We start from the raw sequence: 21,698 nt of genomic DNA, 5'->3' as shown, positions 1-21,698 counted from the left end.
AAGTAAAAGTGTTAGTGGAATCCTTCATGTCAGTTTTGGCAGCGATCGCAGTTTTAGGTATCTTGATTGTCGTTCACGAACTCGGCCACTTCTTGGCGGCGAGACTTCAACACATTCACGTCAACCGCTTCTCTATCGGTTTCGGCCCCATCCTCTGGAAGTACCAAGGCCCGGAAACTGAATACGCCCTCCGCGCCTTTCCCCTGGGAGGTTTTGTCGGTTTCCCGGATGACGATCCAGAAAGCAATATCCCCCCCAATGACCCGAATTTGCTGCGAAATCGCCCCGTACTCGATCGGGCGATCGTGATTAGCGCCGGGGTGATTGCCAACTTGATTTTTGCTTACTTCCTGCTGGTGGTGCAATTGACCACTGTCGGCGCAGCATCCATGAACTACCTACCGGGAGTTAAAGTCCCGGAAGTCGCAGCAGAAGTAAGTTCGGCCGCCTTCCAAGCGGGAATTCGATCGGGCGACATTGTTCTGTCCGTTGACGGCAAGGAATTGGGCGCTTCCCGCGAAGCAATCAAATCTCTAGTCTCAGCAATCCAAGATCATCCCAACCAACCCCTAGCGTTAGAAATTCAGCGTGCAGAACAAAAATTTCTGGTGACAGTCACTCCCGAAAAGTCCCCCGACGGTAAAGGCCGCATTGGCGTACAGCTAACTTCTAACGGAACTGTGGTGCGGGATCGGGCGGGAATTCTAGATGCCTTTAGCATGGCGGCTACTGAATTTGAGCGGATTGTAGTGCTGACTGTGGAAGGTTTCGGGCAGTTAGTTACCAATTTCGGTCAAACCGCAAAACAGTTGTCCGGGCCCGTGGCAATTGTGGCGGCCGGTGCAGGGATTGCGCGATCGGATGCAGCGAATTTGTTTCAGTTTGCCGTGTTAATTAGCATCAATTTGGCTGTGATTAATATCTTGCCTTTACCTGCTTTGGATGGCGGTCAGCTAGCTTTTTTGTTAATAGAAGGACTGCGGGGCAAGCCTTTGCCAAACCGCATTCAGGAAAATGTGATGCAGACTGGTTTGATGCTGTTGCTAGGTTTGGGAATTTTCTTGATTGTTCGCGATACTGCTAATTTGGCAGGCATCGATTTGATGCGAAATCTTCGACAGCAGTAGTCATTGGTCGTCAGTCATCAATCATTAGTCAGCAGTCATTAGTCATTACAACGCTGATGACTGTTGAATAATATAAAACAACCAGTAAATTAGGGGAAAACAGCAATGATTAAACAACTGCAATCTCCCGAAAAATCTCAGATTATCTACCCAGATGATAACGGCGAACCAATGTCTGACAATACCGAACAGTTTAGATTAATCGTGTGGATTAAAGAAAATTTAGAACTGTTATTTGCGAGCGTGGTTGATGTTTTTGTAGCGGGAAACTTACTGTGGTATCCAGTAGAAGGAAATAACAAAATTTCTCAAGCGCCAGATGTGATGGTAGCCTTCGGAAGACCGAAAGGTTATCGAGGCTCCTACCAGCAGTGGAACGAAGATCACATTGTGCCGCAAGTCGCCTTTGAAATTTGGTCGCCGGGAAATCGCCTGAGTCCGATGCTGCAAAAATTGAGATTTTATGAACAATACGGCGTAGAAGAATATTATTTGTACGATCCAGCAAATCTGGATTTAACTATATGGGAGCGTCGAGAGGAACGATTAGAACCAATCGAAGAAGTGAACGGCTGGGTAAGTCCCAGAATGGGAGTGCGGTTTCAGCTATCAGAAACTGAACTACAAATATTCAGGCCTGATGGCACACCCTTTGTGAGTTTTGTGGAACTCGCTCAACTTCGAGAGCAAGCAGAATCAAGGGCCGAACAAGAACGGCAAAGGGCCGAACAGGCAGAAACTATGCTGGAACAAGAACGATCGCGCTCGCAAGCTCTAGAAGCGAGACTCCGAGACATGGGAATCGACCTCAATCAGTTGTAAATGACTAATATTAACTTCGATCGATTAACCGCAATCAGTAAGATTTGTAGTTCGTCCTAGTGTCCGCACTACAAACCGTTTTTGATATGAATAACAAATAACAACTAACAAACAACAACTAACGAATAACGAATAACAACTAACAAATAACAAATAACAAATGACTAAAAAGTTAAGTTTAAAACAACGATCGCTCGAAATTTTGATTCGCCTCAAACGCCTGTATCCAGAAGCTCCTTGCACTCTCAACTACGAAACTCCGGTGCAGTTGTTGGTGGCGACGATTCTCTCGGCTCAGTGTACGGATGAGCGAGTAAACCTGGTAACGCCCGCCTTGTTTGAGCGTTTCCCCGATGCGGAGGCTTTGGGAAATGCTGATTTAGATGAATTGGAGCGTCTGGTGCGATCGACTGGTTTTTACCGAAATAAGTCTAAAAATATTAAAGCTGCTTGTTGGGCGATCGTCAACAAATTCAACAATCAAGTACCGCAGCAAATGGAACTGCTGCTAGAATTGCCCGGAGTTGCCCGCAAAACAGCTAATGTCGTTCTCGCTCACGCTTTTGGTATTCATATGGGCGTGACAGTAGACACCCACGTCAAGCGTTTGAGTCAACGATTGGGATTGACCGAACATACCGATCCGATTCGGATCGAGCGGGATTTGATGCTATTGTTGCCGCAGCCGGATTGGGAAAATTGGTCGATTCGGTTAGTTTATCACGGTCGGGCGGTTTGTAATGCAAGAAAGCCGATTTGCAATATTTGCGAACTTGCAGATTTGTGCCCTTCTGCTAATAGTTAGATGTTGCACTATTTTCAGGAACAAGCAAGATGCCTGTGGTTAAAAATATTGTCAACAAAAAAAGTAATTTAAATAAAAGCGATCCGAAATGACCAAAATATAGTAAAATAGTTGATCGTGATTTATCTAAGGATATAAACTGAGTTATGGCTAAAAAGAGCATGATCGAGCGCGAAAGAAAGCGCCAAGCACTCGTAGACAAGTACGCTGACAAGCGCGCTGATCTGAAAGACCAGTTCGACCAAGCTGCGAATCAGATGGACAAAATGGCGATTCACCGGGAACTTCAACAGCTACCCCGCAGCAGTTCGCGGACTCGCTTGCGGAACCGTTGCTGGGCAACAGGACGGCCCAGAGGTTACTATCGCGACTTCGGACTGTCTCGCAACGTGATGCGAGAAATGGCTCACGAAGGTCTTTTGCCCGGTGTTGTGAAGTCTAGCTGGTAGCAGAAAGAAGGAAGTTCGGCAACGGATTTCGTATTTCGTAACGGATTTAATGGATAGAAGAAAGAAGGGTTTAGTTATCGTCGCGAGAGAGGGAAGAAATAAGAAGGAATGAAGAAAAACTTATGAATAATCGGCAAGATTATATTTTAGGGTTAATTTTTGTTTCAGACTTTCTTCCTTCTTCCTTCTTCCTTCTTCCTTCTTCCTTCTTCTTTCTGACTGACATCCGTTACATCCGTTACAAAATCCGTTGCCGAACCTTCTTCCTTCACTGGCCACAGCATTTATCGATGCCGAGACTTTCGAGTAACAAGTCGCTGACGGCATTGGCGATCGCAAATTCGCCGTAAAAGCTTTTAGAAAAATCATAGGCCTGCATTTCGGTGACGATCGCAATTACGAGGCTGCCCACGTCGTTTTCGCCTTCCATACGCTGGCGGACATAGATTTGGGCAGCTCTTTTAGCTATTTGCTGGTTGGCAGCTTCTGGGATAAACTCGGAGTCTAGCCATGCGAGCAGCGTTTGTTGGAGCCACTGACCTTCTTGCTCTGGGTTTTGGGCGGGCGGTAAGGTAATAGGTTCGATGGTTTCAGACATAATTATTCCTAATTGCTAATGTTGACTTTGAAAAGTTAGCGGACAAATGACAACTGATAAATATATGCAATATGATATACCGTCAATTATACAGGGATACGCGCAAGGCTACTTCTTGATGGCAAATGACGGCGAGGAGAGTTTGGGGTGGTATTCGAGCCGTCAGCGGGCGCTGATACCGCTAGATGAAAGATTTACCTATCCGCGATCGCTGAGCCGCGCTATAAATCAAAATCGGTTTTCAGTGGCTGTAAATCGCGATTTTGGGGCGGTGGTTGAGGGTTGTGCCGATCGCGAAACTACCTGGATTTCTAAGGAACTCAAGCAGATTTACTGGGGTTTGTATGAAGCCGGTTGGGCTTACAGCTTCGAGACTTGGTGCGGCGACGAATTGGCGGGTGGTATTCTGGGATTGTCGATCGGCGGTGCGTTTATTGGGGAATCGATGTTTTACCGAATTTCCGAGGGTTCTAAGGTGGCGATGGTAAAGTTGGTGGAGAGATTGCGCGATCGATCTTATCTACTTTTTGACGCTCAAATGAACAATCCCCACTTGGAAAGATTCGGCGCTTATACTGTTAAGGAAAAACTGTACAACACTCTTTTGCAAGCAGCTTTAAAACGCCGCTGCTCGCTATTGTAAATATTCTCCTTTGGCAAATAGCACTGCGGCATTCTAACCCGATATACCTACTTTGAAAAATAGTAGAATCAAGCATATATACTTCTCGGAGACACCACAATGCAAGTCACAACCGAAGAAATCATTTATCCATCCAGCGACGGTCAACCAATGGCAGAAAGTACAATTCAATATAAATTAATTGTCACCATCAAAGAAGGTTGCGAGTCGCTGTTTCAAGACGATCCCAACGTGTTTGTAGCAGCCGATTTACTCTGGTATCCGGTTGAGAGAAGAAATGACATTTCTCAAGCACCAGATACAATGGTAATATTTGGTAGACCAAAGGGCGATCGCCGTTCCTACCTACAATTTGGCGAAGATAATATCCCTCCCCAAGTCGTCTTTGAGATTCGCTCCCACAACGACAGCAATACAAAAATGCACAAAAAACTTTCATTTTACAATCGCTATGGAGTTGAGGAATATTACCTTTACGACCCCGAAATCAATGAGTTGGAAGGTTGGCAAAGAATTGAAGGAAGCTTAGAACCAATTGAACCGATGGAAGGATGGATAAGTCCGAGACTGGGAGTGCGGTTTGAGTTGCCAGAATCAGGGTTAGAAATTTATAAACCTGATGGAGAAAAGTTTCTTTCCCCTTCCGAAATGAATGCAGAGCGACTACTAGAGCGAGAGCGTGCCGAAGAAGCCTCGCAGCGTGCCGAACGTTTAGCCACCAAACTGCGCGAATTGAACATCGACCCAGATAGCATCTAAGCCCAAACAATGAATAGAAACCCGGTTTTTCAAACAAATCGGGTTGCTGCGGATTACAGTTATTTATTCTTTTAGGACTTACCCATCAAGACCAAAGAAACCGGGTTTTTTGCGGTTTTGCTGACTGTAACAAAGTATTATCGTAAAAACCCGGTTTCTGACCGCCCGTGCGTAAGTCTTATTCTTTTAACGGCGAATCAGAAATTTGGTCGATCGCCCCCAGCTCAAATTACATATACTACAATATATAATACAGAGATTGGAGCCAAAATGCTTGGAGCTCAAAAAAATCCTAATCGCAGCCCCTTGAATGTGCCAAAATATTCAAGCAAACATTACTAAATCCTACAGGGAGAAATTGTTGTGGAGTCCAGATACAATCCCCAATCCATAGAAGAAAAATGGCAGCAGATATGGGCTGAGCAAAACTTAGACCAAATGCCAGAAGATACCGAAAAGCCTAAATTTTATGCCTTATCCATGTTCCCCTACCCGTCGGGAAACCTGCACATGGGCCACGTCCGCAACTACACAATCATCGATGTAATTGCCAGACTCAAGCGAATGCAAGGCTATCGCGTACTCAATCCGATGGGATGGGACGCTTTTGGTTTGCCGGCAGAAAATGCAGCCATCGAACGCGGAATTCCCCCCGCAAAATGGACTTATGAAAATATTGCCCAAATGAAAGGCTTATTTCAGCGGCTGGGCATTTCCTTTGATTGGACAAAAGAAGTTACAACCTGTTCTCCCGATTATTATCGGTGGACTCAGTGGCTGTTCTTACAATTTTTAGAAGCAGGATTAGCTTATCAAAAAGAAGCAGCAGTTAATTGGGATCCCATCGACCAAACAGTCTTAGCCAACGAACAAGTAGACAACGAAGGTCGTTCTTGGCGTTCCGGCGCGAAAGTCGAGCGCAAATTATTGCGGCAGTGGTTCCTCAAAATTACCGATTACGCCGAACAGTTATTAAACGACTTAGACAAATTGCCAGATTGGCCCGAAAGAGTCAAATTAATGCAAGCCAACTGGATTGGTAAATCAGTCGGCGCTTACTTGGAATTTCCGATTGTGGGAATGGATGAAAAAATCGCCGTTTTCACCACTCGCCCCGATACAGTTTATGGCGTTAGTTACCTTGTTTTAGCGCCAGAACATCCGTTAACCGCGCGCGTGACCACCGAAGACCAAAAAGCTGCTGCAGACACCTTCATCAAAGAAGTTGCACTGCAAAGCGAGATCGATCGCACCGCCGAAGACAAACCAAAGCGCGGCATCCCCACAGGCGGCAAAGCAATCAACCCTTTCAGCGGCGAAGAAATCCCGATTTGGATTGCCGATTACGTACTGTACGAATACGGCACCGGCGCAGTGATGGGAGTACCAGCCCACGACACGCGAGATTTTAAATTTGCCACTGAATATCAACTGCCAATTAAAATAGTAATTGTGGATGATGATGAAACTCCGCTGAGCGAAGCTTACACCGAACCAGGAATTATGATTAATTCTGAAAGCTTCAACGGCATGGATTCAATTAAAGGTAAATCCGCAATTATTGAAGCTGCCGAAAGTTCTGGTTGTGGCAAAGCGCGAGTGCAATATCGCTTGAGAGATTGGCTAATTTCTCGACAGCGTTATTGGGGTGCTCCGATTCCAGTAATTCACTGTCCCAACTGCGGAACAGTCCCCGTCCCGCAATCGGATTTACCCGTATTGTTGCCGGAAAATGTAGAATTTACTGGCAAAGGTTCGCCCTTGGCAAAAATGGTAGAATGGGTAAACGTTGCGTGTCCGAGTTGCGGCACTCCAGCGCATCGGGAAACGGATACGATGGATACTTTTATGGATTCATCGTGGTATTTTTTGCGCTATCCCGATGCTCAAAATCAAGAGCAAGTCTTTGATTCTGCGAAGACGAATGATTGGATGCCAGTTGACCAATATGTCGGCGGTATCGAACACGCAATCCTGCATTTGCTGTATTCGCGGTTCTTTACGAAGGTTTTGCGCGATCGGGGTTTGATCGATTGCGACGAACCATTTAAACGCTTGTTAACTCAAGGCATGGTGCAAGCAAAAGCCTACAAAAATCCTGTGACTGGCAAATACGTTGCTGCGTCAGATGTAGACCCCGAAAATGCCAAAGATCCGCAAACTGGCGAAGCTTTAGAAGTCTTTTATGAGAAGATGTCAAAATCAAAATACAACGGCGTTGACCCCTTGGAAGTTATGGGGAAATACGGGGTAGATACGGCGCGAATGTTTATTTTATTCAAAGCGCCGCCAGAGAAGGATTTGGAGTGGGACGACGCAGATGTGGAAGGGCAATTCCGCTTTTTAAATCGCGTTTGGCGCTTGGTGACAGAGTTTGCTTCACTGCCCCCAGCCTCCCCTGCTCAAGAGGGAGAGAAAGATGTGTTGAGCAAAGCTGAGAAGGATTTGCGGCGGGCAATTCACACTGCAATTAAGGAAGTGAGCGAAGATTTGGAGGGCGATTATCAGTTCAATACTGCTGTTTCGGAAATGATGAAATTGAACAATGCGCTGGCTGATTATAAATGTAAAAATTCGCCTGTTTATGCAGAGGGAATTAATACTTTAATTTTGCTGTTAGCGCCTTTTTCGCCGCACATTGCTGATGAACTGTGGCATTTGATTGGTAACAGCGAATCGGTGCATACGCAAACTTGGCCGACTGTCGATCCATCTGCTTTAATTACCGATGAAATTACGCTAGTAATTCAAGTTATGGGGAAAACTCGCGGCACAATTCAAGTGCCTTCTGGTGCTGATAAAGCTGCTTTGGAAAATTACGCCCGCGAGTCGGAATTGGCGAAGCGTCACCTGGAAGGTAAGGAGATTAAAAAGGTGATTGTAGTTCCTGGAAAGTTGGTAAATTTCGTGGTAGCTTGATTGTAACTGCTGATAGGTGTCGTACACTTATAGGCTCTATACAAGCATAAGCTAATTCTCAAAATCAAAATTGTTGGCGGAGGGCTATTGTTGACTATCTGAGTAGACAAGTTGCCCCCGTCTAACTAACTTTAAGGGGATTTTAGGATTATTAAGTGCGTCATTTCTGACTCTCAACTTTTCTTCCCATTCTTGAAATTTAGGTTCTAGAAGTTCAGGTGTGAGTTTGTAAATTTGTTTGAGAGTTATCCCTTCATATAATCCAATATACCAAGCTCCAACTTTACGATATTTTTCAAGTATAATTTCATTCAAATGATGGTGAGTAGTGACCCCACCGCTTCTATTAAGAGCAATATTTATTGTTTTAAGTTCGTATTCTTTTCCTTCAGCATCAATAGCATCGTTTCCTTCACGTCCAGGCGATATCCGCAGCCCTAAAAGGATTAATAACTGTAAAGTCTTTCCCCCGTTATCTTGAAAAATATCCGCAATACCATATTCACTAGCCAGATTTTGCAATTCTTGGATGCTTTTCATAGCATTTTCTAGCCGTTTAGCATCTGAAATGCGTTCTGCATCCGTGGTAACAGCCTCTTCAACAGGCTCCACAACTGACGGAGAAACTGGTGCAGCTATTAGGGTGCCAATAATATCTGTACTCTCGCCGCTTTGGCTAAAACTGATTAAATAAGTAGCGGGTACATCGAGTGCTTCAGCGAGAGCGAAAATAACTTCAAAGGAGGGCGATCTTTCGCCGCGTTCCAATAAGCTGATATAGTCAGTAGTCTTGTCTATGAGTTCTGCTAGCTCCTCCTGTGTCATCCTTTTTTCTCTGCGTAACTGACTTACCTTTGCCGCAAATTGTTGTCTGGCTTCTTTGTAATTCATACCCCTCACAATTGGTAAAAACGAACTGAAAGTTCGCTTTTTGAATGGTACGAAGAATTTCTACACAAAACAACGCACTGAAAGTACGGATCCACTAAAACTGACAGTACGGATTCTAATATAATGAGAGCAGGCTGTGTCTGTTGTACCTTAAACTAATCTAAATTACACATGAGTAACATTTGGCCCGCCCCAGTTTACACCACGAAATACGGTCAATCTTATTTGGGAGATTCTCTTCATCTCCTGAATAGTCTTGCTAGCAATTCTGTAGATTTGGTGATTACATCCCCTCCTTTTGCATTGCAACGCAAAAAGAGTTATGGAAATGAAGATCAAGATTTATATGTTGATTGGCTGCTGAGCTTTGCTCCTGAAATTAAAAGAGTTCTCAAGGATACTGGAAGTTTTGTTATAGACCTTGGAGGTGCTTATCAAAAAGGAATACCTGTACGCTCGCTGTACAATTACCGCGTCCTGATTAGGTTATGTGACGAATATGAATTTAAACTTGCTCAAGAATTTTTCTGGTTTAATCCTTCCAAACTTCCATCTCCTATAGAGTGGGTGAATAAAAAGAAAATCCGGGCTAAAGATTCAGTGAATACTGTTTGGTGGCTTTCCAAAACTAATCAGCCTCAAGCGAATATTACTAAAGTCAAAGTAGAGTATTCTGAGAGAATGAAAAAACTTTTAAAAAATGCTGATGAATTTTACACCCCCAAAGAACGTCCTTCCGGTCACAATATTAGCGATCGATTTGCCAAAGATAACGGAGGTGCTATTCCATCTAATTTGCTAGAAATTTCTAATTCGGAAAGTAATTCTCAATACTTGCGTTGGTGCAAAGAGTTTAATGTTAAGGCGCATCCGGCACGTTTTCCCCAAAAATTACCGTCATTTTTTATAAATTTTCTTACTGAAGCGGGAGACTTGGTAGTAGATATTTTTTCGGGTTCTAATACTACGGGTTATGCAGCAGAACAATTATCAAGAAACTGGATAAGCTTTGAAAAAGAAAAACAATATGTTGCTGCATCAATATTTAGATTTTTGCCTCAAGAATCTTTTGGTGAAGCGGATACAATATACAACCAATTGTTAAATGAGGAAGCATCAGGAGTGATTTTACCTCAAAATAGGCTCCTTTTTGAAGTTAATAATTATTGTTGTTAATTTGGCTAAATAGTCAAATTCTTATTCAGATATAAAACAGTTTCTTGAAATCGCTTCTACACAAAAAAATTCCAGCAGACGCGGACTGCAAGAGATGATTTTAATTGTTGGTTTCAAAAAGCAATTGTACGATCGCCCTACAGTCTAATTCTAATACTGATTGAGCGCTGCCGCCGTTAACGGCAATCTCTAGCCAACCGTCAGAACCAGTTATGGCAATTAAATCCCCTGGCTTGCTGTCGCTGTAAGTTTTACCGCTGGGGATGCGAATTGGATCGCAAGTATTGCTAATTATCACTGACCAATTGTTAGATACAATGCAATTATTGGGGATATTAGTAATTAAATTGCCGAAGCGATCGACATATTGAACGCAACCTACCGCACCTGTGGCTGTAACGGCGCAATTTGGTATCTGTAGCTGTACTAAACTTGCAGGGTCGATCGCATCCCCCAACTCTTCCAGCGGCACCCCGTTCGCCAAATGAGCCCCCGCTGCTGCGAAAATATCGCGACCGTGAAACGTGCTGCTGGGTTCGGATGTACGCCAGTATTGCGAATTCGTCAACTCCACAGCGGCGATCCTCTTCGTTGGCGCAGCCCCCGTAGGGGCGGGCTTCGCTAACGCGCTTTCCCGACTCAACACCCCGCTAAACAATCCGTTATCGGGCCCGACAAGAAAACAATTAGCACATTTAACCGCAACCCCCAGTCTCTTGCTTCCCACACCCGGATCGACTACAGCAATATGTACGGTTTCCGCTGGAAAATAAGCAAAAGCAGTCATCAAACAAAACCTCCCGGCTGCAATATTTTGAGAGGGTATTTGATGCGTAATGTCAATGACTTTGAGTTGCGGGTTAATTTGGGCGATCGTACCTTTCATCACTCCCACATAAACATCGCTCAATCCAAAATCCGTCAGTAGAGTTATAATTCTATTTTTAGACATATATCCAAAGGTAAGAATATGGTAGCGCAGTGGGAAAACTTTCTGCAAAACTTAGGAGAATGGCACGGTTCCTTCACCCAGTTATCAACGCGAGGAGAGGTACTTCAAGATATTCCCAGCATTATTTCTCTCGAAGGACTCAACGACAACAAAACAGTGCGGTTAAAACTGCGCCGCTTCTCGCCAAATTCTAGCGGTGTCGGCGAACCGGAAGTCAGCGAACTTGTTCGAGAATATCAAAGTTTGGGACGAGATATCCTGTTTTTTGAGAATGGAAATTTTTGTCAGGGTACTATTCAATTAGCGCCTTATTCTGAGTCTGGTGCAGAGTTTGGTTTTATCTACAATTATCGCAGGTTGCGCTTCGTTCAACTCTACAATATTGACGGCAATTTATCCAAACTTACCTTAATTCGCGAAAAGCAGCTCGATAAAAATATCCCCGAACGTCCGCCTTTAACTGTTGATGCTTTGCTGGGAGAATGGCAGGGCGAGGCCGTGACAATGTATCCAGATTATCGTCATCCTGATTCCTATTCTACCAATTTACAATTGGATTTGCAAAATGGCGATCGGCTCGTGCAGAAAATCACTTTTGGCAACAATGCTAATGTTATCAGTTCTAGCGGCAGCATTGACGGTTCTGCGATCGATTTTAACGAAGGTGCAACGCCAGTGCAAGTTTTGCTGCTTCCAGATGGCGGTTCTTGCACTTGTCCGGTGAAAGTTGAATTCAGAAAACCTATATTTTTTGAGGCCGGTTGGTTGGTAGAACCTGACTTGCGATTTCGGATGATTCGCAGTTACAATGACAAAGGTGAATGGGTCAGTTTGACTTTAGTTACTGAACGCAAAGTTAGTCATTAGTCAGTAGTCATTAGTCATCAGTTAGTAGGGGCGGGTTTAGCGCGTAATCCTCGCATCCGGTATGCAATCTCCGAACAAAACCCGCCCCGCTTTACGACAAACAAAAGTTGATATAGCAGCGAATGTTATTCGCCGGACTTTGTTTCCTGGGTTTGCGATTGAATCACCGCACTCCAATCATCATTGTTAACTGCAGCTTCCAGATGTTCGTGTCGTTCGCCGTCAATTTTGGCTGCTGTTTCTAACTCTTTGGTAAGAGTAGAATCTGCCATTGCTTTGCGTAATTTTAGCTTCTTTTCCTCATAAGCTGTTTGTTCCTCAGCAGACATAGCAGCGCGCGCTGCTTGACCTACCGTACTCGCCCACATTTCGCTCTCTGCGCCGTTTCCCGGCGGAATAGTGCCTAGTTCTGCGATCCAAGCATCCCGCAAACTTTCCATTTCTTCCCGTTTGGGGAATTTGAAAGTTTGGACGCGCACAAAAGCACAATTTTCTGCTCCGTTTTGCGCGATGTGACCGTTGATTGAAAGCAGGATATTTCGCGAATAACCGATATACTGAGTGTTGCGCGCACTGTCCGTGACAGCGTAAACTCCGGCGACTTTTGCGTTAGTTGCTAGGCTTCGCCAGGTATCGATCGACATTACTTGCGTGCCGTCATTTTCTACTTCAGAAACAGTGGCCGCTGCGCTGTGTTCTGAGTCGGAACTGTATAAAAAGTTGTGCAGTCCTTCATGGGCAACAGGTACGTTTTGATGTTCAATTGCTACGTCTCGATCGGCATTCACTTGATTAGATTCCATAAAACGCAATTCCTCAAAAAGTGGCAATTTTACTAATTAAATCTCTGGATTTATAAGCTGTTGCGACATTTAAATATAATTTAAAAAAAATCAACAAATATTCTGGGTGGGCTTTTAGCAGCGCCCCGAATATGCAATTTAAATGCCCAACAGCTTACTTATTTAACTTACTGCAATTTGTTGCAATTCTTCGTCAGTTAATTTAACTTCGATCGCCTTGACGGAGTCCTCAATGCTCGATAATTTTGTCGCAGCGGGAATCGGAACAACGCAGGGCGATTGTGCCATCAACCAAGCTAATACTATACAGTACACTGAAACATTTTTTTCGGCTGCTAAAGAGGCGATCGCGGGCATATCTTGCAAGCTGGTGACGCGGCGGCTTCCCCCCAAAGGACTCCAGGGGAAAAATGTCAAGTTTTCGGCTTCGCAATATTCCAGTACGCCATCAGATTCCGGCTGTCTGTGCCACGGATTGTACTGATTCTGTACCGAGACAATTTCTACTACATCCCGGGCGCGTTTGATCTGCTCTACAGAAAAATTGGAAACTCCGATAAATCGAATCATTCCTGCTTCTACTGCTTCCTTTGCAGGTGCTAGGGCTGCTTCGATTGTATAGGCTGGATCGGGCGAGTGATACTGCCAAAGGTCGATCGGGTGATTGCCGCCCAAAGCTTCAAAACTTTCGCGAATTGTCTTACGTAAATGGTGGGGATTCCCGTTGCGCGTCCAGGCACCTTGAGGCCTCATCAAGCCGCCTTTCGTGGCGACAGTAACCGCCCGAATATCTCCGGTGTACTCTTGCAAAGCTTTGGCAATCAGGTGCTCGTTGTGGTGTTTGTCGGATTGATCTTCGCAATAGGAATCAGCAGTGTCAATCAGGGTGACGCCCAAATCGAGGGCGCGGTGAATTACCGCAATTGCTTGCGATTCTGGCGGCCTGCCGCTTAACGACAACGGCATACCTCCCAGACCGATCGCACTGATGTTAAAATTACTGTTTCCCAGTTTTTTTCTTTTCATTCGTTTGCCCTCGTTTGCGTGGTTGATTGAGAGTTGAGATTTCAAGCATATTTTGAAATTTTACTGTTTTTTTTAGAATATAAGTAGATAGAGGTAAAAATATTTTCTCCGTCGGCTGTACTGTATTTAAACTGTATATGTTCGCTGTATATTTTAATTGGCTCTTTTCCCAGGTTGAATTTTCTCTCCCTCTCCACCTCAAACATAACAGAAAATTTATGGTCGCGCAGCAGCTTACCTATTTACCTAGCTCGAAGCGCTAGTGTAAAAGCGGAGTGCAAATTGCCAGAAGTAGCGCGAAAACAATAACAGCCCGATCGCCAAAATTCCCGCCCCTGCGATCCAAACAATTTCACCTCTGCCCAGCATGGTTTCTGCCGGCACAGTCGTCAAGAAAGCAACCGGAACTATAAAAGTGAAGAAAAATCGATAAGCTGCGGGATAAGCTGCCATTGGAAATCTACCCGCTTCTAACAATCCTTTGAGCACCGAGGTAACGTTGTAAATTTTGACAAACCAAATGCTAGTTGCACCTAACATAAACCAGATACTGTAAAGACTAATAGCTCCGAACAACAGCGGTATTGCTGTTAAAAAATAGTTGCCGATTGCTACTTCCAATTTGTTAGTAGCATATAGCAATAATAGCGCGCCGAAGATTAAATCGGGAACTCCCCAAGGGGAGACTGTGTTTGCAGACAGCCAAAATTGCGAATTGATGGGTTTGAGGAGTACGAAATCGAGAGTACCTTGCTGCACTCGATCGACAATACGGTTGAGGTTAGGGGCGAGAAAGGTTGACGAAAACCCTTGCAAAACCGTAAAAATCCCGAGTACAACCAAAGCTTCTTCCCATGAATAGCCCGAAAAACTGTAGCCAGTACGGTAGAACAAAAACAGTCCGAACCAACTGCCAGCCAGGTTTCCGAGGCTGCTAAGGGCTGCCAGGACAAAGTTGATCCGGTATTCGAGCTCCGCTGCGATCGCCGCAGCCCAGAACAATTTCAGTACCTGCAAATATCGTCCCATGTTTGTCGCCATTTTTTGTCCTTCAAATACTTAAATTCTCTCCTATAGCAATCCTAAATGATTTTCTGTAGGGAGACGGCAGTGCCGTGTTCCTACTCAAAACAAGATGGAGGCAGAGCCGACTGATCTGCGTTACTTTCGCAGAGCCTGGTAACGAGTAAATCCTGCATCAAAGCACTCAAAACAAGATGCAAAACAAGATGGAGGCTGGTGATGAGCGTGCCGATTCGTCGGAAAGTGCAATTGATTGTACAAAGAGACGATCGCGACGTTCAGAGCAGTTGTTATTTTGATATATTTAGACATCTCCCCTCGGTTTGCAACAGGCTTTTCCAGCTTGTTCTTCAGTGTCTTTGTTTGGTATGTCTAATATATCTTCAGAGTGTTGACAAATTTTATTAAATGTGTATTACAGATTAAAAGTTCTATCAAACTAACTATTTACCCGATCGCGCTTGAGTCAGCTATAGTTGTATAATCCAAAATATAATATCAACTTGATATAAATGCTTGAATTATCAGCCCTTGGTCTGCTACAGCGGGAACCGTTGCACGGCTATCGGCTAAAGCAAAAACTAGAGCTGTTCATGAGCAGTTGCATCAGCGTTAACTACGGAGCGATTTACCCGCTGCTCAAGCGTTTGGAACAGCGAGGCCAGATTGCGACAATTGCCGAAGAAGCCGGAGATGCGGGCTGTCCGCGCAAAATTTACGCCATTACAGACAAAGGGCGCGAACTCTGGCGAAAAAAAATGGTCGATCACCCTCAAGAAAGTTGGGTAAACAGTGGTTCCCGTTTCCAAATCAAATTTTTCTTTTTTGGCGACTTAGAACCTGCAGAACGCCTGAAATTGTTGGAACACCGCTTGCGAGTCTGTTACATCCGACAAGACTACATCGAAAGTCTCAAAAGCGAATATCCACTCACCGACGAGTATCAACTCGCCTCTGGCGATCGCTGCAACTCAGTGCTGTCCTTAGAAATACAGTGGTTAACCGAGCAACTAGCTAAGGAGAAAAGCGATCGCGCGACTCTCCAACCCCATCAAAAAAACACTTGGGAGATTCCATCTCGCTTGAGAGGGACGCTAGGAAGCAAAGATTCCGCCAAAGTCTAAGTAAGTCAAATGTTAAAAAAAAATCTAAGTGGTGCTCCATGAGTTATTCTAAATCCCCAGAATCCGTCGTTGAATCTAAATCTCTAGAATCCGCCGTTGAAGTTGAAAACCCAAAAACTGGTACACCAGAACTTCATCTAACCGATGCAGACAACTATCAACCCGAAGATTTTCCCGCCGTTGCCGATCGCCCGCGCCCAGCCAAACCGCGCTCGCGCTGGCTGCTAATCGCCGCCATCGCGATCGTCACAGGTGGCTGCGGCTGGTACCTGTGGCAGTCGAGTCACAGTCGCCCGCCGGAACAAGCAGCAGCAGGTAAACCCAAAGGCATACCAGTCAAAATTGCAGCCCTTGAAACCAGCTCGATCCAAGATACCTCCGAATTTGTCAGCAGCCTAGAGGCAAAACGCTCAGTACAAATCAAACCCCAAACCGAAGGGCTAGTCACGGAGATTTTTGTCAAATCTGGAGACTCGATCGAAAAAGGACAAGCCATCGCCCGGATCAAAAGCGACAGCGCTCAAGCTCAGTTAAGACAATCCCAAGCCAATCTCAGCGCCGCCGAATCGAATTTAGCCGAACTCCAAGCAGGTGCCAGGCCAGAAGAAATCGCCCAAGCCCAAGCCCAAGTCGCCCAAGCTCAAGCCAACCTAGCCCAACTGCGATCGGGCAGTCGGCCCGAAGAAATTGGTCAAGCCCAAGCCCTCGTCTCCCAAGCCGAAGCCAACCTAGCCGATGCCCAAACAGGTAGCCTCCTAGAAGACATCGCCCAAGCAAAAGCCCAAGTAGAAGCAAGCACAGCCGAAGCTAAGCTGGCGGCCCAGCAACTTGTCAGATATCAAACATTAGCCAAAGAAGGCGCAACATCCGCCAATACCCTTCAAGAATACATTCAAAAAGAAAGCACCGCCAAAGCCAATCTCCGAGAAGCTCAAAGGCGGTTGCAGCAGCGACAAAAAAACCGAGAAGCCGAAATCGATCGGCGCACAGCAGCCTTGCAACAGCAGCGGGAAGCTTTGCGGCAATCGCAAAACGGTGCGCGCCCCGAAGAAATAGTCAAAGCCGAAGCAGAAGTCGCCCAAGCCAAAGCCAAATTAGCTCAGTTAGCCAACGGCACCCGCCAAGAACAGGTCGATCGAGCCGAAGCGCAAGTGGCCCAAGCAGCCGCTCAAGTGCGCGGTTTTGAAGTACAACTCCAAGAAACTGCTGTCATCGCGCCCTTCGCCGGAGTCATCGGCGACATACCAGTCAAAGTCGGCGACTACTTAAAAACAGGTGATGCGATCGCCATCTTAACAGAGAACCAACTGCTAGACTTGCGGTTATCAATTCCTTTAGAACGGATGCCCCAATTACGCCTCGGGTTGCCAGTAGAAATGCTCGACACTCAAGGAAAGGCGATCGCCAAAGGTCAAATCAGTTTTATCTCCCCCAACGTCAGCGCCAACTCCCAAACAATCTTAGCTAAAGCCACCTTTCCCAACCCCACTGGCGAACTACTAAACCTCCAATTTGTCAAAGCCAGAGTCATCTGGGATCAGAAGCCAGGAATTTTAGTTCCAGTCACAGCAGTCACTCGCTTGGGCGGGGAAACTTTTGTCTTCACAGCTCAAAAGCCAGAACAGTCAAAACCTGGAATGCCACCTTTAGTAGCGCGACAAAAACCCGTGAAACTGGGAACCATCGAAGGCAATAATTATCAAGTTATCGAAGGCTTGCAAGCCGGAGAAAAAGTTATTGTCGCAGGCATTCTCAACTTGACAGACGGCGCTCCGATCGTGATTCAAGAACCAGGAGAAGCGGAAGGAAAAAAACCACCAGTAGGAGGAAAAAATTAATCCCGGTTCGTAGTGCAGGCGCTGACTGACGCAACATCTAATCAGACTTACAGCAGATTCCAGGTAAGTGAGTTACAAAAAAATTATCTGTAGGGGCGATGCCCCCGTGCTCGCCCTCCGGCTCCCGCTCCGGCTTTTTTGTACTTCATAAACCTGAAATCTTCTGTAAGTCCGCACTACCAACTAATTAAATATATTCGCAGCTTATACAAAAATTCAGGAAATAAACCAACCTTTTTTGGGAGAGCAATAATTTTGATAAATAGTATCAAATCTGAATCAAGATTTAGAGTATTTTCCCAATTAACAGGATTGAATAGAGGATGAATAAAATTAATCACCTTCATCCTTAAATATCTAAATCCCAATTGCAATTACCAATTACCGATTACCCATTACAAAAATAATGTTTGCAGATTTCTTTATTAAACGACCCGTCTTTGCCAGTGTCTGCGCCTTAGTGATCATTCTAGTAGGCGCAATTAGCATTCCCACGCTGCCGATCGAACGCTTCCCCGACATTAGCCCCACCCAAATCACCGTCACAGCCAACTATAGCGGGGCTAGTGCCGAAATTGTCGAAAATGCAGTTACAAACATCCTAGAGAGGCAGATAAACGGCGTTGAAGGACTAAAATATCTAACTTCTAGCAGCAGTAACGATGGCACCAGTAGCATCACAGCCACCTTTGACTCCTCGCGCAACAAAGATATTGCCGCAGTCGATGTTCAAAATCGAGTTGCAGTCGCCCAACCGCAACTACCAGATGCCGTACAGCGCACGGGAGTGAGAGTTACAAAACAATCTAGCAGTCTCTTGCTGGCGATCGGCTTATTTACAGAAGATAAAGAATACGACACCATATTTTTAAGCAATTACGCCGACTTGTATTTAGCAGACGCGCTAAAGCGAGTAAAAGGCGTTGGCGACGTGCGAATTTTTGGAGAACGCCGCTATGCAATGCGCCTGTGGATAGACCCCAATAAATTAGCCGCCCGCAGTTTGACAATGCAAGATATCACCAGGGCACTTAACGAACAAAACATACAAGTTGGCGCCGGGAGAGTTGGCCAAGAACCAGCTCCAGAGGGGCAAATGTATCAAATTGATTTACGGGCAAAAAGCCGCCTCCAAGAACCCGCAGAATTTGAAAACATTGTCTTAAAAACAGAGGCCAATGGCACAGTTGTTAAATTAAAAGACGTTGGTAGAGCCGAATTAGGAGCCGAAAATTACAACTCTTTTCTGAGATTTAGAGGCAATGATGCCGTAGGTTTAGGGATTTACCAACTGCCGGGAAGTAATGCTTTGAATGTTGCCAATGCAGTCAAAGCAGAAATGGAAAGACTAGCTGTTGGTTTCCCTCCCGGCTTGATACATAGAGTAGCGCTGGACACGACTTTATTTGTCCAAGAGTCGATGGCAGAAGTCATAAAAACGCTATTTGAAGCAATTCTGCTAGTGGTGATAGTAATTTTTGTTTTCTTGCAAGACTGGCGGACTACTATTATTCCCACGATCACAATTCCAATTTCTTTGATTGGAACTTTTGCTTTTATCAAAATTTTTGGATTTACGATTAACAGCTTATCTCTGTTTGGTCTAACACTAGCGACGGGGTTGGTGGTTGACGACGCTATTATTGTAGTAGAAAATATCGACCGTTTGATTCGCCAAGGTATGAGTGCCCGCCAAGCAGCTTTCGAGTCAATGCGGGAGCTTTTTAGCGCTGTGATTGCGACTTCCTTAGTGTTGATGGCAGTGTTTATACCAGTGGCATTTTTCCCCGGAACTACCGGAGCACTTTACAAACAATTTGCGCTGACAATTGCTTTTTCTGTACTGCTTTCTACCTTTATGGCTATTACCCTCACGCCCTCGCTGGCAGCTATATTGCTGCGGCGGGGGCAGAAGTATGGTGGGCCGCTGGGTTGGGTGTTCGAGCGTTTTAATAGAATGCTCGATTGGATGCAGCGGCAATATCGGGAATCCTTAATATTTCTCACAAGATTTAAAACTGCTGTCACCCTCGTATTCATCGCTTCTCTGGGATTAACCGCTTGGCTTTATCTATCAGTACCGACAGCATTTATTCCAGAGGAAGACCAGGGATATTTTCTGACAATTATTCAAGGGCCACAAGGTGTTTCGCTGCAATATACTCGGCAAGTGATGGATGAAGTTGAGCAAGAAATTCTTAAACTTCCTGAAGTTGTCGGGACTTTTTCCGTGGGTGGCTTCGGTTTTAGCGGTAGCACATCTAACCAAGGTATTATTTTTACTACGCTTAAACCCTGGAGCGAACGTCACGGAGAAAGTCAAACTGTACAAGCAATTATTGGCAGCTTGCAGGGTAAGCTTATGGCGATTCCCGAAGCTAGAATTTTCCCGGTGAATCCGCCGGCAATTCAAGGTTTAGGTCAATTTGGAGGCTTCCAATTTCAATTGCAAGACCGCAAAGGTAACAGCGGTTTAGATGCGATGGTTCAGACGATGGGTGGAATTTTGAAGCAGGCAAATCAGACACCGGGATTGCAGGCGGTATTTAGTACGTTTGCTGCGAATACGCCTCAGTTAATTGTGGAGGTTGACCGCAATCGAGCTAAGGCTTTGGATATTTCTCTCAATGATATTTTCAGTACGCTACAAACGGCTCTGGGTTCGCAGTACGTGAACGATTTCAATCTGGAGCAGCGCAATTATCGGGTGTACGTTCAGGCGGATAAACAGTTTCGCAGTAACCCTGAAGATATCGGTAAATTGTACGTCCGCTCTGGAAAGAATGAAATGATTTCTTTGAGCAATTTGGTGAAGCTAACTCCGGTGGTGGGAGCACAAACTGTTAATCACTACAATTTATATAGGTCAATTGAAATTACGGGTTCTCCGGCTCCGGGAGCGAGTTCGGGACAGGCGATTAAATCGATGGAAAAGGTCGCGGCTCAAGTTTTACCAGCAGGTTTTGCCTACGAATGGTCTGGCACTTCTTTAGAAGAAATTGAGTCGGGGGGTCAAGCTCCAATTATTTTTGGTTTGGGGCTGATTTTTGTGTTCTTGGTTTTGGCGGCTCAGTATGAGAATTATGTCGATCCTTTCATTATTTTGCTGTCGGTGCCTCTGGCGATTTTAGGTGCGCTTTTGGCTCAGTCGTTGCGGGGTTTGGCGAATGATGTTTATTGCCAGATTGGTTTGGTGATGTTGATTGGATTGGCCAGTAAAAATGCGATTTTAATCGTGGAGTTTGCTAATCAGTTGCGGGAGCGGGGGTATTCAGTTACTAAGGCAGCGGTTGAAGCGGCTCAAGAGCGTTTGCGACCGATTTTGATGACTTCTCTGTCTTTTATCTTGGGTATTGCTCCTCTGATCAACCCAGAGGGTGCGGGGGCTGCTAGCCGCCGATCGCTAGGGAATGCGATCGCGGGGGGGATGGTTGTTTCTACTTTCTTGAGTTTGTTTATAGTGCCGGTTCTGTATGTGGTGGTTGTCTCGGCTCGCGATCGCTTTAGGAAGCCCTCTCGCCCGGAAAATCCCCCCGACGATGACATAAATGTGGATGGAAAAACGACTGTCCACGATGAGGTGGAACGCGATCGGGTATCGCCATTGTAGTTTTAGAGGGATGGGTTTTTACTCATCCTGATTCTGAAAGTGAGTAATTCCTTGGTCGATCAAACCCTGCGTTACTCTTATCTTTTGGGAGATTTCAGAGTTTTTCAGCAAGCCCTAATTATAGAATGTCATCGCGAGCGTAACGGATTGAGATTGGTTCGCGCGGACGATCGCAATGACCGTTAGGTAATTAGTCATTGCAGGTATCTTTTCGCCGATCGCCCTCCACCGTGCAATAATAAAATGACTTGCACCCAAACTCTATC

18 protein-coding genes are annotated in these 21,698 nt (G+C 45.3%); 12 read left to right on the top strand and 6 right to left on the bottom strand.

Annotation, left to right across the window (positions count from 1 at the left end; genetic code table 11):
* Window positions 1–26: 26 nt before the first annotated feature.
* The 4 genes from rseP to rpsN all read left to right on the top strand — a co-directional run bounded on the left by rseP (window position 27) and on the right by rpsN (window position 3,203).
* Window positions 27–1,127 (top strand): RIP metalloprotease RseP, encoded by a 1,101-nt coding sequence (gene rseP / locus QUA01_RS04565; protein WP_333087162.1) that lies wholly within the window; start codon window positions 27–29, stop codon window positions 1,125–1,127.
* A 105-nt stretch (window positions 1,128–1,232) separates the two neighbouring features.
* Complete coding sequence (locus tag QUA01_RS04560; protein WP_333087160.1) at window positions 1,233–1,949, top strand: Uma2 family endonuclease; 717 nt, start codon at window positions 1,233–1,235, stop codon at window positions 1,947–1,949.
* Window positions 1,950–2,109: 160 nt separating this feature from the next.
* A complete protein-coding gene (gene nth, locus QUA01_RS04555; RefSeq protein ID WP_333087159.1) occupies window positions 2,110–2,754 on the top strand; it encodes an endonuclease III in 645 nt (214 codons plus the stop codon).
* Between the two features lie 146 nt (window positions 2,755–2,900).
* Window positions 2,901–3,203 (top strand): 30S ribosomal protein S14, encoded by a 303-nt coding sequence (rpsN, locus tag QUA01_RS04550; RefSeq protein WP_333087158.1) that lies wholly within the window; start codon window positions 2,901–2,903, stop codon window positions 3,201–3,203.
* A 268-nt stretch (window positions 3,204–3,471) separates the two neighbouring features.
* Here the strand turns inward: rpsN and QUA01_RS04545 are convergent, their stop codons facing one another.
* Window positions 3,472–3,801 carry a hypothetical protein gene (locus QUA01_RS04545; protein WP_194008669.1) on the bottom strand — a complete coding sequence of 110 codons (330 nt, stop codon included), beginning with the start codon at window positions 3,799–3,801 and terminating at the stop codon, window positions 3,472–3,474.
* 46 nt (window positions 3,802–3,847) lie between these two features.
* Between QUA01_RS04545 and aat the strand changes: the two genes are divergently transcribed.
* From aat to leuS, 3 genes are all read left to right on the top strand, one after another.
* On the top strand, window positions 3,848–4,444 hold the full coding sequence (gene aat, locus QUA01_RS04540) for a leucyl/phenylalanyl-tRNA--protein transferase (protein ID WP_442921509.1): 597 nt from the start codon (window positions 3,848–3,850) through the stop codon (window positions 4,442–4,444).
* Between the two features lie 99 nt (window positions 4,445–4,543).
* Window positions 4,544–5,203: a Uma2 family endonuclease gene (locus tag QUA01_RS04535; RefSeq protein WP_333087157.1), complete on the top strand. Its 660-nt coding sequence runs from the start codon at window positions 4,544–4,546 to the stop codon at window positions 5,201–5,203.
* Between the two features lie 363 nt (window positions 5,204–5,566).
* A complete protein-coding gene (gene leuS / locus QUA01_RS04530) occupies window positions 5,567–8,122 on the top strand; it encodes a leucine--tRNA ligase (protein ID WP_333087156.1) in 2,556 nt (851 codons plus the stop codon).
* Between the two features lie 84 nt (window positions 8,123–8,206).
* On the opposite strand, the gene QUA01_RS04525 is transcribed toward leuS, so the two are convergent.
* Window positions 8,207–9,013, bottom strand: a complete 807-nt coding sequence (locus QUA01_RS04525) for a helix-turn-helix domain-containing protein (protein ID WP_333087155.1) — start codon at window positions 9,011–9,013, stop codon at window positions 8,207–8,209.
* A gap of 171 nt (window positions 9,014–9,184) precedes the next feature.
* Here QUA01_RS04525 and QUA01_RS04520 point away from each other — a divergent pair, with 171 nt between their 5' ends.
* Window positions 9,185–10,189: a DNA-methyltransferase gene (locus QUA01_RS04520; RefSeq protein WP_333087154.1), complete on the top strand. Its 1,005-nt coding sequence runs from the start codon at window positions 9,185–9,187 to the stop codon at window positions 10,187–10,189.
* A gap of 100 nt (window positions 10,190–10,289) precedes the next feature.
* On the opposite strand, the gene QUA01_RS04515 is transcribed toward QUA01_RS04520, so the two are convergent.
* Complete coding sequence (locus tag QUA01_RS04515) at window positions 10,290–11,141, bottom strand: SAM hydrolase/SAM-dependent halogenase family protein (protein WP_333087153.1); 852 nt, start codon at window positions 11,139–11,141, stop codon at window positions 10,290–10,292.
* Window positions 11,142–11,159: 18 nt separating this feature from the next.
* Between QUA01_RS04515 and QUA01_RS04510 the strand changes: the two genes are divergently transcribed.
* Window positions 11,160–12,008 carry a DUF3598 family protein gene (locus QUA01_RS04510; protein ID WP_333087152.1) on the top strand — a complete coding sequence of 283 codons (849 nt, stop codon included), beginning with the start codon at window positions 11,160–11,162 and terminating at the stop codon, window positions 12,006–12,008.
* A gap of 125 nt (window positions 12,009–12,133) precedes the next feature.
* On the opposite strand, the gene QUA01_RS04505 is transcribed toward QUA01_RS04510, so the two are convergent.
* The 3 genes from QUA01_RS04505 to QUA01_RS04495 all read right to left on the bottom strand — a co-directional run bounded on the left by QUA01_RS04505 (window position 12,134) and on the right by QUA01_RS04495 (window position 14,878).
* A complete protein-coding gene (locus tag QUA01_RS04505) occupies window positions 12,134–12,811 on the bottom strand; it encodes a GIY-YIG nuclease family protein (RefSeq protein ID WP_333087150.1) in 678 nt (225 codons plus the stop codon).
* Window positions 12,812–12,973: 162 nt separating this feature from the next.
* The gene (locus QUA01_RS04500) at window positions 12,974–13,837 is read right to left on the bottom strand and encodes an aldo/keto reductase (protein ID WP_333087148.1); all 864 of its coding nucleotides are present in this window, start codon (window positions 13,835–13,837) and stop codon (window positions 12,974–12,976) included.
* A gap of 246 nt (window positions 13,838–14,083) precedes the next feature.
* Complete coding sequence (locus QUA01_RS04495; protein ID WP_442921510.1) at window positions 14,084–14,878, bottom strand: ABC transporter permease; 795 nt, start codon at window positions 14,876–14,878, stop codon at window positions 14,084–14,086.
* 494 nt (window positions 14,879–15,372) lie between these two features.
* On the opposite strand from QUA01_RS04495, the gene QUA01_RS04490 reads away from it, so the two are divergent.
* The 3 genes from QUA01_RS04490 (at window position 15,373) to QUA01_RS04480 (ending at window position 21,432) form a co-directional block, all read left to right on the top strand.
* Window positions 15,373–15,984, top strand: a complete 612-nt coding sequence (locus tag QUA01_RS04490; protein WP_333087146.1) for a PadR family transcriptional regulator — start codon at window positions 15,373–15,375, stop codon at window positions 15,982–15,984.
* Between the two features lie 38 nt (window positions 15,985–16,022).
* Window positions 16,023–17,822, top strand: a complete 1,800-nt coding sequence (locus QUA01_RS04485; RefSeq protein ID WP_333087145.1) for an efflux RND transporter periplasmic adaptor subunit — start codon at window positions 16,023–16,025, stop codon at window positions 17,820–17,822.
* Window positions 17,823–18,228: 406 nt separating this feature from the next.
* Complete coding sequence (locus tag QUA01_RS04480; protein ID WP_333087144.1) at window positions 18,229–21,432, top strand: efflux RND transporter permease subunit; 3,204 nt, start codon at window positions 18,229–18,231, stop codon at window positions 21,430–21,432.
* The last annotated feature ends 266 nt before the right edge of the window (window positions 21,433–21,698 follow it).

It is taken from the genome of Microcoleus sp. S36a_B3 (genome assembly GCF_036700745.1).
In the GTDB taxonomy this organism is placed as follows: Bacteria; Cyanobacteriota; Cyanobacteriia; order Cyanobacteriales; family Microcoleaceae; genus Microcoleus.
The sequence above is the reverse complement of the archived record's forward strand: the minus strand, read 5'-3'. Positions and strand labels throughout refer to the sequence as shown.

Excerpts from the sequence above, each read along its gene's own strand:
- rseP (WP_333087162.1), top strand. The coding sequence starts at position 27 with ATGTCAGTTTTGGCAGCGATCGCAGTTTTAGGTATCTTGATTGTCGTT.
- QUA01_RS04560 (WP_333087160.1), top strand. The coding sequence starts at position 1,233 with ATGATTAAACAACTGCAATCTCCCGAAAAATCTCAGATTATCTACCCA.
- nth (WP_333087159.1), top strand. The coding sequence starts at position 2,110 with ATGACTAAAAAGTTAAGTTTAAAACAACGATCGCTCGAAATTTTGATT.
- rpsN (WP_333087158.1), top strand. The coding sequence starts at position 2,901 with ATGGCTAAAAAGAGCATGATCGAGCGCGAAAGAAAGCGCCAAGCACTC.
- QUA01_RS04545 (WP_194008669.1), bottom strand. The coding sequence starts at position 3,801 with ATGTCTGAAACCATCGAACCTATTACCTTACCGCCCGCCCAAAACCCA.
- aat (WP_442921509.1), top strand. The coding sequence starts at position 3,848 with ATGACAACTGATAAATATATGCAATATGATATACCGTCAATTATACAG.
- QUA01_RS04535 (WP_333087157.1), top strand. The coding sequence starts at position 4,544 with ATGCAAGTCACAACCGAAGAAATCATTTATCCATCCAGCGACGGTCAA.
- QUA01_RS04525 (WP_333087155.1), bottom strand. The coding sequence starts at position 9,013 with ATGAATTACAAAGAAGCCAGACAACAATTTGCGGCAAAGGTAAGTCAG.
- QUA01_RS04520 (WP_333087154.1), top strand. The coding sequence starts at position 9,185 with ATGAGTAACATTTGGCCCGCCCCAGTTTACACCACGAAATACGGTCAA.
- QUA01_RS04515 (WP_333087153.1), bottom strand. The coding sequence starts at position 11,141 with ATGTCTAAAAATAGAATTATAACTCTACTGACGGATTTTGGATTGAGC.
- QUA01_RS04510 (WP_333087152.1), top strand. The coding sequence starts at position 11,160 with ATGGTAGCGCAGTGGGAAAACTTTCTGCAAAACTTAGGAGAATGGCAC.
- QUA01_RS04505 (WP_333087150.1), bottom strand. The coding sequence starts at position 12,811 with ATGGAATCTAATCAAGTGAATGCCGATCGAGACGTAGCAATTGAACAT.
- QUA01_RS04500 (WP_333087148.1), bottom strand. The coding sequence starts at position 13,837 with ATGAAAAGAAAAAAACTGGGAAACAGTAATTTTAACATCAGTGCGATC.
- QUA01_RS04495 (WP_442921510.1), bottom strand. The coding sequence starts at position 14,878 with ATGGCGACAAACATGGGACGATATTTGCAGGTACTGAAATTGTTCTGG.
- QUA01_RS04490 (WP_333087146.1), top strand. The coding sequence starts at position 15,373 with ATGCTTGAATTATCAGCCCTTGGTCTGCTACAGCGGGAACCGTTGCAC.
- QUA01_RS04485 (WP_333087145.1), top strand. The coding sequence starts at position 16,023 with ATGAGTTATTCTAAATCCCCAGAATCCGTCGTTGAATCTAAATCTCTA.
- QUA01_RS04480 (WP_333087144.1), top strand. The coding sequence starts at position 18,229 with ATGTTTGCAGATTTCTTTATTAAACGACCCGTCTTTGCCAGTGTCTGC.